13 protein-coding genes are annotated in these 12,252 nt (G+C 46.1%); 7 read left to right on the plus strand and 6 right to left on the minus strand.

Annotated features, from left to right (window positions below):
* Positions 1–65 precede the first annotated feature (65 nt).
* The 3 genes from asnS to NHN17_RS04160 all read left to right on the plus strand — a co-directional run bounded on the left by asnS (position 66) and on the right by NHN17_RS04160 (position 3,110).
* On the plus strand, positions 66–1,466 hold the full coding sequence (gene asnS / locus NHN17_RS04150; protein ID WP_255040872.1) for an asparagine--tRNA ligase: 1,401 nt from the start codon (positions 66–68) through the stop codon (positions 1,464–1,466).
* A gap of 244 nt (positions 1,467–1,710) precedes the next feature.
* On the plus strand, positions 1,711–2,229 hold the full coding sequence (locus NHN17_RS04155; protein WP_255040873.1) for a DUF2937 family protein: 519 nt from the start codon (positions 1,711–1,713) through the stop codon (positions 2,227–2,229).
* A gap of 302 nt (positions 2,230–2,531) precedes the next feature.
* Entirely contained in the window at positions 2,532–3,110 is a 579-nt protein-coding gene (locus tag NHN17_RS04160; RefSeq protein WP_255040874.1) for a hypothetical protein, read from the plus strand.
* A 100-nt stretch (positions 3,111–3,210) separates the two neighbouring features.
* On the opposite strand, the gene NHN17_RS04165 is transcribed toward NHN17_RS04160, so the two are convergent.
* Positions 3,211–3,681 (minus strand): YehS family protein, encoded by a 471-nt coding sequence (locus NHN17_RS04165; protein ID WP_255040875.1) that lies wholly within the window; start codon positions 3,679–3,681, stop codon positions 3,211–3,213.
* A 147-nt stretch (positions 3,682–3,828) separates the two neighbouring features.
* On the opposite strand from NHN17_RS04165, the gene NHN17_RS04170 reads away from it, so the two are divergent.
* Together NHN17_RS04170 and NHN17_RS04175 are read left to right on the plus strand one after the other, a co-directional pair.
* The gene (locus tag NHN17_RS04170; RefSeq protein WP_255040876.1) at positions 3,829–4,050 is read left to right on the plus strand and encodes a VF530 family protein; all 222 of its coding nucleotides are present in this window, start codon (positions 3,829–3,831) and stop codon (positions 4,048–4,050) included.
* Positions 4,051–4,382: 332 nt separating this feature from the next.
* Complete coding sequence (locus tag NHN17_RS04175; RefSeq protein ID WP_255040877.1) at positions 4,383–5,132, plus strand: enoyl-CoA hydratase-related protein; 750 nt, start codon at positions 4,383–4,385, stop codon at positions 5,130–5,132.
* Between the two features lie 86 nt (positions 5,133–5,218).
* Here NHN17_RS04175 and NHN17_RS04180 read toward each other — a convergent pair whose 3' ends face one another.
* The gene (locus tag NHN17_RS04180; protein ID WP_255040878.1) at positions 5,219–6,565 is read right to left on the minus strand and encodes an MFS transporter; all 1,347 of its coding nucleotides are present in this window, start codon (positions 6,563–6,565) and stop codon (positions 5,219–5,221) included.
* A gap of 589 nt (positions 6,566–7,154) precedes the next feature.
* Between NHN17_RS04180 and NHN17_RS04185 the strand changes: the two genes are divergently transcribed.
* Positions 7,155–8,345: an amino acid aminotransferase gene (locus NHN17_RS04185; protein WP_255040879.1), complete on the plus strand. Its 1,191-nt coding sequence runs from the start codon at positions 7,155–7,157 to the stop codon at positions 8,343–8,345.
* Between the two features lie 81 nt (positions 8,346–8,426).
* On the opposite strand, the gene NHN17_RS04190 is transcribed toward NHN17_RS04185, so the two are convergent.
* Together NHN17_RS04190 and NHN17_RS04195 are read right to left on the minus strand one after the other, a co-directional pair.
* Positions 8,427–8,732 carry a hypothetical protein gene (locus NHN17_RS04190; protein ID WP_255040880.1) on the minus strand — a complete coding sequence of 102 codons (306 nt, stop codon included), beginning with the start codon at positions 8,730–8,732 and terminating at the stop codon, positions 8,427–8,429.
* A gap of 307 nt (positions 8,733–9,039) precedes the next feature.
* Positions 9,040–9,450 carry a MarR family transcriptional regulator gene (locus NHN17_RS04195; RefSeq protein WP_255040881.1) on the minus strand — a complete coding sequence of 137 codons (411 nt, stop codon included), beginning with the start codon at positions 9,448–9,450 and terminating at the stop codon, positions 9,040–9,042.
* Positions 9,451–9,842: 392 nt separating this feature from the next.
* Here NHN17_RS04195 and NHN17_RS04200 point away from each other — a divergent pair, with 392 nt between their 5' ends.
* A complete protein-coding gene (locus tag NHN17_RS04200; RefSeq protein WP_255040882.1) occupies positions 9,843–10,517 on the plus strand; it encodes a DUF2982 domain-containing protein in 675 nt (224 codons plus the stop codon).
* Between the two features lie 236 nt (positions 10,518–10,753).
* Here NHN17_RS04200 and NHN17_RS04205 read toward each other — a convergent pair whose 3' ends face one another.
* A complete protein-coding gene (locus NHN17_RS04205) occupies positions 10,754–11,407 on the minus strand; it encodes an MBL fold metallo-hydrolase (RefSeq protein WP_255040883.1) in 654 nt (217 codons plus the stop codon).
* A 186-nt stretch (positions 11,408–11,593) separates the two neighbouring features.
* A complete protein-coding gene (gene mepK, locus NHN17_RS04210) occupies positions 11,594–12,148 on the minus strand; it encodes a peptidoglycan L,D-endopeptidase MepK (RefSeq protein WP_255040884.1) in 555 nt (184 codons plus the stop codon).
* Positions 12,149–12,252 lie beyond the last annotated feature (104 nt).

The following is a 12,252-nucleotide window of genomic DNA, read 5'->3' on the forward strand; positions in this document are numbered from 1 at the left end:
TGTGTATTGGGGTAAAATACCCAGCAGTACACTAATAAAGTGCCTTAACGGAGAATAATTTACACATGACTTACGCGCCTGTAACAGACGTACTTAGCGGTAAGCTAGCGGTTGACAGTGAAGTCACTGTTCGCGGCTGGATCCGTTCACGTCGTGATTCCAAAGCTGGAATCTCTTTCCTTGCCATTTATGACGGCTCTTGTTTCGACCCGATTCAGGCCGTGGTCCCTAATGAGTTAAATAATTACCAGGAAGAAGTGCTTAAGCTGACAACTGGTTGCTCTGTTGAGGTCACAGGTAAGATTGTTGAATCACCAGCTAAAGGTCAAGATTTCGAACTAGCAGCAACTGAAGTAAAAGTGGTTGGCTGGGTTGAAGACGCTGAGACTTACCCAATGGCGAAAACTCGTCACTCTATCGAATACCTTCGTGAAGTGGCCCACCTTCGCCCTCGCACCAACGTAATCGGTGCGGTTGCACGTGTTCGTAACTGCCTATCTCAGGCTATCCACCGTTTTTACCACGAGCAAGGCTTCTTCTGGATGTCTGCACCACTGATCACTGCATCTGATGCAGAAGGTGCTGGTGAAATGTTCCGCGTTTCAACGCTGGATTTGGTGAACACACCAATGACAGACGCTGGTGAAGTAGACTTCGACAAAGACTTCTTTGGTAAAGAAACCTTCCTGACGGTTTCTGGCCAGTTGAACGCTGAAGCATACGCTTGTGCCCTAAGCAAGGTTTACACATTCGGCCCAACGTTCCGTGCTGAAAACTCGAACACAAGCCGTCACCTGGCTGAGTTCTGGATGGTTGAGCCGGAAGTTGCATTCGCAGATCTTGATGATGCAGCAAAGCTTGCAGAAGACATGCTGAAGTATGTATTCAAAGCTGTTCTTGAAGAGCGCCGTGATGACCTTGAGTTCTTCGCTCAACGCATCAACAAAGAAGCAATCTCTCGCCTAGAAAACTTCGTTGAGTCTGACTTCGCACAAGTTGACTACACCGACGCTATCCAGATCCTAAAAGATTCTGGCCGTGACTTCGAGTTCGACGTTGAGTGGGGCATCGACATGTCTTCTGAGCACGAACGCTACCTAGCTGAAGAACACTTCAAGGCACCGGTTGTTGTTAAGAACTACCCGAAAGACATCAAAGCGTTCTACATGCGTATGAACGAAGATGGCAAAACAGTTGCTGCAATGGACGTTCTTGCACCGGGTATCGGTGAGATCATCGGTGGTTCCCAGCGTGAAGAGCGCCTAGAGCTTCTAGACAAGCGCATGGTTGAAATGAACATCGACCCTGAGCACATGAACTGGTACCGCGATCTGCGCCGTTACGGCACTGTGCCACACGCTGGTTTCGGTCTGGGCTTCGAGCGTCTAGTCACTTACGTGACAGGTATGGCTAACATCCGTGATGTGATCCCATTCCCACGTGCACCACGCTCTGCTAACTTCTAACTTAGCGTTAGAAGAGAAGCTAAGCCTATTTCGATATAGGTAAACATACCCCACAGGGCGAGCTTTATGCTCGTCCTGTTTGTTTTCCGCCTCGTAAAATCCCACATACTCTCCCCTGCACTTTTAACAACCACCGAACATCGATACGTCGTAATACGCTATAAATAATATTCAATGGCTTGGCTGCTTTTCTCACTACAGCCGATTGGTATAATTTCAGAGCAATTTGCAGCAAGGAGTACACATGTTTAAACGGATATTTGATAGGCTCATTTTCGGTGGGCTCTTGGTAGCAACATTGCAAATCCCCATGCTGGCCGATCATTACCTGCAGTACCTTTCCGGCTTTTATGATGCTAACAAGCAGCAAGTTAGTCGCTATGAAGACAATGCTCGCCAACACGGCTTTGACAGTGCCGAGAGTCTGATCAATGCACTGTTACAGGAAAAGAGCTCTATTGTCCGGGTCGATGCAGAACAAAAGCGTAACGTTCTCCAACAGCACCAGTTACTTGAACAGGCGATGGCCACCCTTTCAAAAGGCCACTTAATCGAAAAAGCGCTTTATATGTTTAACCCATTAAGGGGCAACGAACTTCAGCGGGTATTAATCCATTTCAAGCCAGGTATTCCGGTTGATATAGAAAGTATTGCTATCTGTGTGGTCATTGCTTTTGGGCTCAACGCTGTGCTGTATTTACCCTTGATGTTATTTCAACGTCGTCGGAACAAAGCCCCTCACCCAGCTTCTTCACATACCTAATACCAATCTGGATAAGTCGTTGATCAAGTATTTGCACTGGAAAAATCGTTGTTATCAAGGCAGAGATTGCAGTAACTAGTGGCTCTAATTACAAAATATCTAACGCAGAGAACAGCGATTTTAACCTGCAAGACTGATCAACTATTTATGTAGGTTGGTATACCTGCTGGTGAAAACAGCAAATATGGGGTTAATGATACCAAGGAGGCACGAGCCAATAGACTTAGTTATTGGCTTCGCATAAGCTTATGCCAATCCGCTTGAACCTATCAAGCTACAGCCAGATACCCAATGAGCCTACTATGATCAGAGATGTCACCCTAGCCCCTGCCAACCAATGGAAAAAACCCTTCGTTTCCGAGGTGGCTGAAATTATCAACCTGCTTAAAGAGTATGGTTACGATGGCGCAACCCTTGCGCAATTAACGGGTCTACCAGAGAAAAAGCTCTCTGCTTGGATGTCTCGCTACAAGCGTGAACCTGAGAATCTGTCGGATATCCCTTACCCTTGCTGGTGTTTCCTCGCCGCTCTGGTTGGCCGACCAAATATTCAAAACAATGGTCAGCCTCTTGAAGTCGATGCCAGAAAAGTGATGCGTGCGTTCAAACCAACCGCATTTAAAAGCAAGAGCGCTTTTGAAATGCCATCGGAAAAAGAGTTCAAGCGTGTAATCGGCGACAACACCTTTACAGGGATCACAATTGAAAGCCTTTGCGACACTTTTCAATGGAAACCAGCACAGCTTTCTGAAAGTTTAGAAAAAGGGACACTGCCTTTCTTGAACTGGTGCCTGATCTTGATGCTGTGCGGCTTCAATGTTCAGAAAATGCTGCTAAATCAGCATGACGGTGATATTAGCCTAGATGAGCAAACCAGCTAACAAACATAAAAAAGGCTGCTCACTGGCAGCCTTTCTTTCATCGTTCAAAGCTTAACCAAATCAGGTTTAATCAAACTCGTCGATAGATTTAATATCAGAATTACTCTGCCGCTTCCGGGCGGAATTTATTCTGCACACCAAGCAAAAAGTTGCGCAGGATTTGATCTTTACACTCACGGTAATGCTTATTGTCCGGCTTTCTGAAGAAAGCGCTAAGTTCATGCTTGCTCAGATTGAAATCAGTACTCTCCATGATTTCAAGAATATCTTCCGCTTTGTAGTTCAGCGCAATACGCAGTTTCATGAAGATCATGTTATTGGTCAGACGCGACTCTGGCTCAGCCTGTGGGCCTTCTTTTTTGCCACGTTTTTCATTGATCAAACCATTTAGAAAGATAGCTAACTCACGATCTGTGCATTTTTTAAATGCAGGATCGTCTTCTTTTTTCAACCAATCACTAACTTGCTCACGTGTCACCTCGTGTTCCGCTGCAGCAAAAATATTGATCATCGCTGAGTCGTTGAAGTCAAAGGTGTAGCGGATACGTCGCAAGATATCGTTATTGAGCACAATAAATCCTAAAAATAATGCAGCCTTGCCAATATGGCTCGCTGCGAAGTTCTTCTATAGTCTAACAGATATTAATCGCTGAAGATTCAATCGTGCAACCCAAGCTGGTATAGTGCCATTCCCAGATCAAACCATGAAGCAGACTCAATGAACCAGCACCAACCAAACAACCCATTACACGGCCTAACCCTGCAAAACATCGTGCAAGAGCTCGTCGACCATTATGGCTGGGAAGAACTTGGAAAAATCGTCAAAATACGTTGTTTCAACAGCGACCCGAGTATCAAGTCGAGCCTGAAGTTCTTGCGTCGTACTGAATGGGCAAGGAAAGAGGTTGAGCAACTGTATCTCGATACCTTTATTATCTAGTTGCCTTCGTCGACCAGAGCAAGTAACTGCTGGCACGCTTCCTTTGGCGAGTCAGCATGGCTATACCGGACTCATTGACCAACGAGTCCAAGGACCATGGATAGAACACGCATACACACGGTTATAGTGTGTTAATTGCTTCAGTATCCTCCTAGGACAAAACATAAACACCTCCTAACCACTCCACGCCGTTCGATTAACTATAGCTCTTGATTGAGCTCTGCCTTCCCTCGTTCGATCTCACTTTTTGCGCTGTAGGTTGGCATCCCGCTGAACTTTGTCCATGATTAATTGAATCATACGACTCCTCCTACCACTCAAGGAAAGCTGAAATGGATATTCAACTTACACACAACGGGCCGATTCTGGATATTCAACTTACTCGCCCAGAGGCCAAAAATTCTCTTAATCAAGCCATGTATCACACCTTGGCAGATACCATTATACAGGGTAACAATTCCTCAGAGACTCGTGTAATTGTATTGCGAGGATTATCGGACATCTTTTGTGGAGGCAATGATATGCAGGACTTTGTGGCTATTTCACAAGGCATGGCAGACTTTCATGGCGAGCGGTTTATGAAATCACTGGTAGAGTGCGAAACACCGATCGTTGCCTCTGTTTCAGGCCCTGCAATAGGTATCGGAACCACCATGTTGCAGTTTGTCGATGTTGTGTATTGCTCACCATCCGCCGTATTCAAAACACCGTTTGTACAATTGGGACTTTGTCCAGAAATGGCTTCGAGCACCGAGTTTTCCAAACTGGTCGGCCCAAGAAAAGCCAAAGAAATGCTATTGCTGGGTGCACCGATGACCGCCGAAGAGGCGTTGACACTGGGCTTTGTCAACCAAATCAGCAACACGCCAGATGACGCCGCTCTGCAATGTGCTGAGCAAATTGCTCTACTTCCTCCCAAAGCAATGCAAATAAGTAAAAGCATGCTCGGACAACAAGATAAAGAACGCCTGCTGCGAACAATAGAAAACGAAAACGTCGAGCTAATAAAAAGGATAAGGAGTGAAGAGGCCAAGGAGGCGGTCAGTGCCTTTTTGGAAAAAAGGCCGGCTCAATTTAGCTAGCTAAGTGGCTACTGACAAATGACTCATCATATCGAAATAGAAAGGCCAGCAAGCTGCTGGCCTTTCCATCACTTCACGGTTTGAATTTAAGCAGTAACAGCTTTTTCCGATGCACCTTGCTCAACCTGGTTGGGCTCATCTTCATCTTTCACAATACAGACGACAAGCCCAGCGAATATCATTGATACCCCACCCAGAACAATCGCCATCATCGTATTACCATCAAACGCCCAGCGGGTGAAGAAGCCCAGAATACCGGCGGCCAAGATCTGTGGCAGTACAATAAAGAAGTTGAACACCCCCATATAGAAGCCCATCTTGTGCGCGGGCAATGCACCGGCAAGAATAGCATATGGCATACAAAGAATACTTGCCCAAGCTAAACCAATACCGACCATGTTAACCATCAACATTGCAGGGTTGTCGATAAGAGAGATAGACGCAAGGCTCAGGCCGCCAATGATCAGCGACAGGCTGTGAACAAACTTACGGCTGGTACGCTGTGCCAGCCAAGGCAGGGCAAAGGCAGCCAGTGCTGATATCCCATTATAGGTGGCAAAACACAAGCCGACCCAGTCAGCCCCTTCGTTATACAGGGTCGAGCTAGTATCAGTGGTCCCGAAAATTTGCGAGGTCACCGCCGAGGTGGTGTAAATCCACATAGCAAACAGCGCGAACCAAGAGAAAAACTGTACCACAGCCAGTTGCATCATGGTCTTTGGCATCGATTTGATATCAGCCGCAATCGCTTTCAGGCTGGCCTTCTCTTCTTCCGGCTCAGAGACCTCACCGTGAAATGCCGCTAGTTCTTTCGGTGAGTATTCCTTGGTTCTGAGCACCGTCCAAAGAATCGATGCCACAAATACCAAGGCACCGCACAAGAATGAGATCTTCACTGAGGGTGGCACTACCCCCGCCGGTGCCGTATTAGCCACGTTGAAAACATTGCTAAGCAAGTAAGGCATGGCGGATGCGACCACCGAGCCAACACCAATAAAGAACGTTTGGACAGCAAAGCCTTGTGTGCGCTGCTCAGAAGGCAAGTTATCTGCTACCAAGGCACGGAACGGCTCCATTGAGATATTAATGGACGCATCCAAGATCCACAGCATACCTGCGGCCACCCACAAATACGGCGAATAAGGCATGATAATCAATGCCAATGAGGACGCGATAGCCCCGCAAAGAAAATAAGGACGACGGCGGCCAAGTACCGTCCAGGTGCGGTCACTGAAGTAACCAATAATTGGCTGGACGAGCAATCCGGTTAACGGTGCTGCAATCCAAAGGATCGGGATTTGATCAATGCTTGCTCCCAGAGTTTCAAAAATTCGACTGACATTGGCATTTTGTAAGCCGAAGCCAAATTGAATTCCCATAAAGCCGAAGCTCATATTCCATATCTGCCAAAACGTAAGGCGTGGCTTTTCCATTAAGTGTTCCCCGATAATGCCTGCTACAAAACTCATTGAAACAGCAGCAGATTTACAACAATCGGACAAAACAAATGATCGTTTATATATTCAAACCCAAGTGACCTCAAAATAAGAGACTTAGAGATAACTTAGGTATATTAGTATGTTTCTGAACTAATCAAACTGAAAACAGGATTTTTCTATGTTTACATCGCTAATTCAGACCATGATCATCACATTTGACCGATTTCCATCGGGAAGCAATGCTATGACAACCCCACCCCTACCAACTGTGATCAGTTTCACATAGAATCACACTTTTGCATTGGCTTTATAATAAAATTACGTTTTTAGATAAAATTTATACAAATTACATGAGACTTGACGCACAAAAAACCAGTACTTTCTTGTTTTTTGTTGTAATTTTCTTGCAAACAACATTGATGAGACTTTGGCCATTTTGTTCTAATGTTAGTGAAAACTAGTAACAATTCACTGCTGTCACATTTTATTTGGCCAAGATGTTACAATTTCTTGTCAACCGCCGGTGATAAAAGGTATAAAGAACATATTAATCTTTTACTATTACCAGCATGGATGATTGACAATGTTTGAGAAAATTTCTGCTGCACCCGCCGATCCAATTCTTGGTTTAACTGAAGAATTTAAAAAAGACACCCGCCCTGAAAAAATCAACCTTGGTGTAGGTATCTATAAAAATGAATCAGGTAACACACCGGTTCTAGCCACCGTCAAGAAAGCGGAAGCGATTTTGCTAGAAAAAGAAACCACCAAGTCTTACCTCAGTATTCCTGGCACGGCGGAATACGGTCTGGCTGTACAGCAATTGTTGTTCGGTGCCGATTCGCCAATAATTTCATCCAAGCGTGCACAGACAGCACAAGCCCCTGGTGGTACGGGTGCTCTTCGCCTAGCCGCTGAGTTTATCAAACGCCAGCTTGGCGATGTAAAAGTTTGGATCAGTAACCCAACGTGGGCTAACCATAACGGTGTATTCACCGCTGCTGGTCTTGAGACTGTGCAGTACAGCTACTACGATGCACAAAGCAAAGACATGGACTTTGACGCAGCGCTAGCTGATCTAGCCAATGCCGCACCTGGCGATATCGTGCTACTTCATGGTTGCTGTCACAACCCAACGGGTATTGACCCGCAAGCACCACAATGGCAACAATTGGCTGATTTGTGCAAAGAGAAGCAGCTACTACCTATGTTTGACTTTGCCTACCAAGGCTTTGCCAAAGGAGTGGAAGAAGACGCTCAAGGGCTTCGTATTTTTGCAGACCTGTGTGAAGAACTTCTTATCGCCAGCTCATTCTCGAAAAACTTCGGTCTGTACAACGAACGTGTCGGTGCGTTTACTCTCGTAGCGAAAAACAGTGCTGAAGCAACGACAGCATTTAGCCAAGTTAAGAGTATTGCTCGCGTGATCTACTCCAATCCGCCAGCACACGGTGCCGCGATTGTTACCGAAATTTTGAACGATACAGCTCTACGCGCTGAGTGGGAAATTGAGGTGGCTGACATGCGCGATCGCATTCAAGAAATGCGCACGCTGTTTGTTCAGACTCTGAAAGATTTCGGTGTCGACGCTGACTTCAGCTTTATTGAACGCCAGAACGGTATGTTCTCTTTCTCTGGTCTGAATAAAGACCAAGTGAACCGCCTGAAAGACGAATTCGGTATTTATATCGTTGGCTCTGGCCGTATCAGTGTCGCCGGGATGACCAAAGCCAATATGCAGCCGTTATGTAAAGGTATTGCCGCGGTTCTTTAACCTCAGCCATTACTTCAAATGCTAAGACTATAAACGGGCGCTTTTGCGCCCGTTTTTGATACTGATATTGCGCAATATCGATTAGCCAGACTTGTCTAACGGTAGCACATTGCAGAACAGCTCTCGTTCGTATTGGTGCTCCAACTGTTCGCGCCATGGTTTGTTCGACACAGGAACCAAATAAAAAGTCTCTCGCGATGTATCAGTGACAAATGCCATACCATGTTGCATGAGTTCATAGTGGATGTCGTTGACAAATCCTAGCGAAAAACTCTGGCGGCCCGTCAGTTGGTTAATATCACCCCTTGTTAAACTCACGCCTTGCTCATCGCTAGCGAAACGAACGCGTAACCAGTCGGCGAACTCTCTAGCACTTATCATTGTCATAAACTCGCCTCCGTATAACACATCTTGAAAACCAAGACGTTACTGATAGGTGTCTATTTATAATAAGTTATAGCAGAGATGAGACATAACGACAGGATAATGCAACATGTTTATCATTGAAGGATACATTAGCGCATTATTGAGACAGAATTACAAATGTTGCAGGATGGCGGTTTGAACGGGGAAATATAACAAAGAATGAAGAGGGTTATACCCGCCCCTGACAAAATCAGGAACGGGCCTGGCTGCAATTTCAAAACAGTCAAGAGACGCCCAGCTTTAAGCAGCGCGCTTCGTCATTATGAAATTAAAGTGCTTTGTAAAGCACCTTGTTGCCTGCCAGTTGGATGCGCTCAACCAAACCTTCTTCGGTCAGTTTTTTCAGTGCACCAGTGGCCCAAGAAGCCGCTTTGGTGTCTTCTTGGCCCGCTTCAAGACCAATACCTTTCGGATTGATACCTTCAGCGTTCTTAACAACAATATCTAGCACTTGCTGCTGTTTTGGAGTCAAAGACACTTTTACAGCAACGGGTGCTGCTGCTTCAACTGGCTTCTGCTCTTCAACAACAGGTTTCGCCGCTGGAGCAGCTTTTACTGTTTCTGCAGTTGGTGCTTTTTTCACAACAGACTTAACTGCTGCTGGTTTTGCTTCAACAACAAGACCTTTAAGGCGTTTTTGTAGTTTCAGCTGAACTTTACGTTTGTGAGAGATTCTCATTAAATTTCCTACTCCGTTGCACTACTTTCAGTCACCACCATTCATCAACCTGAAAACATAACAGGCCGATACTTCCAGCGGGAAAAAGTAAGCGCGTGTTATACCAAGGATGTCAGAGAAATACCAGCAAACGGTTATTTCATCCGCAACAAAAGGTGATTTAACTCAAAAACAGGCGACAAGCTCTCATTTTTGATGTTTAGATCTGACAGGAAAAACCCCGAAATAAAAAGATGTTATCAAACTATGCAGGGATAATTCTGCATCTTCGCCAAAAATCTGGATAAAAAACCATATGCAATTAATGGTGTATTGAATAAAATCACAACTTAAGTGATCGTTTTTGCCAGTTCGGCAATACTTAAATTGATAAAAACAATTAGGTATTGTCCATGCGTGACAGTTTGAAAACACGGTATATCACCACAGGCATTACTCCCTCTCAAGCGAACCTGTTTATTGCAGGCATTGCAGGGTTCGTTGTTGCCACGCTCATAGGTCTGGTATTCCCTTCCGTAGCTCCACCAGTTGTCGCCATTTTATTGATCGGCGCATGCATTACGATGCTCATTGGGTACAAGTACTCACTAGGCCCAGAGCTGTCTTTCACCCTGACATATATGCATATCCAATTTCACAGCCCTTGCGGTGGTTGGCTGGCTCGCTGGAAAAATATCGACACTATCTCCCAAGCCAGTATTGCCAAAGACGGCTGGCACCAGCCTATTCCTTGGGTGGGCGTTAAGCTCAAAGACTATGAAGAGTTTATCGCGGCTATTTGTCCTCGGGTCGCCACCAAGCTCCTCATCGATCAACGGATCCTGTTAATCATGGCCCACAAAGGAATTGATAACCCACGCTTTGAGATCGAAGACATCCTGTTTGACGATAAACACTACCTCACCCAATCGGGTAAGGTGCTAAAGGGCTTACAAGCCATGCTGGCCAACCGAATGCATTATAACCGTGAGCTCATTGGCTATGATTTCTTTATCTCCGAAGACTTCTTAGACCGCCCTGCGGCCGACTTCGCTGGTTTGGCGAGGCGGTATCTAGCAGCAAGCTGAATTATGATGTCGTACGTTCCGTGTCGCCTGTGCTTGAGGAAAGGCAATAGCAGCAGCCCAATTAATTGGCAGGCATTGTAGGGAGACAAATAGAGCGTGGCTTGATAAGCAGGCTCAAGGCAATAACCATTTCCTAGTTCCAGCCGAAGAAAGAGAGAAACATGAAGGTAGTCGCAAAAATCACGAGGAGATAGAGGAGGACAGCCCAGATAAATCTGGGCTGTGGAATGAATGCTTTAGTACAGCGGCATTTCGTCGGCAACGAATGGGTTTGATGCACGCTCACGGCCAAAGGTCGAGATCGGACCGTGACCTGGAACAAAGGTTACCTCATTACCCAATGGCCACAGCTTACCCTTAATTGAGTCAATCAGAGTTTGGTAATCACCTTTCGGGAAGTCAGTACGGCCAATACCCCCATTGAACAGCACATCACCGACAAACGCCACGTTTGCATCATTGCTGAAAAGCACCACGTGACCAGGTGTGTGGCCTGGCGTATGCAGCACAGAGAGCGTCTGGTTACCCACTGTTACGGTGTCGCCTTCTTCCAGCCACTGATCAGGTTCAAACGCTTCGGTTAGCGGAAAGCCAAACATTTCACTTTGACGAGGTAAGCCCTGTAGCCAAAATGCGTCTTCCTTATGCGGACCAATCACCGGAATATCCAGCTCTTTCGCCAGTGGGGCTGTGCCACCAACGTGGTCAAGGTGACCATGAGTCAAGATCAGTTTGGTAACGGTCAGCCCTAATTGCTGTGCTTTTTCCTTAAGAAGGTGGATATCACCCCCCGGATCAACCATTGCTGCTTCTTTGGTTTCATCACACCAGATGATGGAGCAGTTTTGCTGAAATGGGGTGACCGGCACAATTTCAAATTGAAGACTCATTGATTTTCCCTAGCGGTTTCAGTTCTTGCCGCAGGATAGCATATACATAAGTGACTTCAAATTGCGGTATTCAGTAGAGCAAAAATGGGAGTACAGAGACAGCAAAGCCGACAACTACCAAGAGAGGGAGGCAGTGTCGGCTTTGTAATTATTCGGTTTGCTTCCAAGCGTATGCTGACAGGCTAATTACCCATTCCAGCGACGCACAGGACCCGTATCAATATGGACGAATCCGCTACGAGGATAATATCCTACACCACCGAGGCGCATTTCAAGTGCGGCATTACGGATCCGTGACAGAGAGACACCTTCCAGATTGAAGTCGATGGCCTGACCTTTCATATGATAGCTCTTTGTCGCAACACCGCCATTTTTCCGCAGCGCTTTATTGGTCGCTGGCGAACGGTAGCCTGAAATGATCCGTACCTGCCCTTTGTGGCCTAGACCAGCTTGGATTTCGGTGATCGCATCAAATAAACGGCGATCCATATGCGCAACTTCATTACGCCTGAAATCTCGACAAATATGGTTAATTTTCTGTAATTCTTCTTTGACATACAGCTTACCATTGAAGTACTCCGTTTCGAGATCTTCACTGGTATGGATATTGTGCAACGATATCTGGCGAGCACTCCCTGCTTTATACGGACTTGCTATCGCCCAACTTGGCAATAAACATGCCCCAAGCGCTACTCCACCAGCAGCCAGTAACTGACGGCGCTTGTAATCAATTTCAGACATAACTCAACAACAACTAACTTCTTGCCTTTTTCAGGCTTTGTCACGCAACCCCAACCGGGCTCCCTTAATGGAGAAGCAAGATAACGTTCAGATATTGTTCAGTC

Origin of the sequence: Photobacterium pectinilyticum, from assembly GCF_024357955.1 — a bacterium.
Lineage (GTDB): Bacteria > Pseudomonadota > Gammaproteobacteria > Enterobacterales > Vibrionaceae > Photobacterium > Photobacterium pectinilyticum.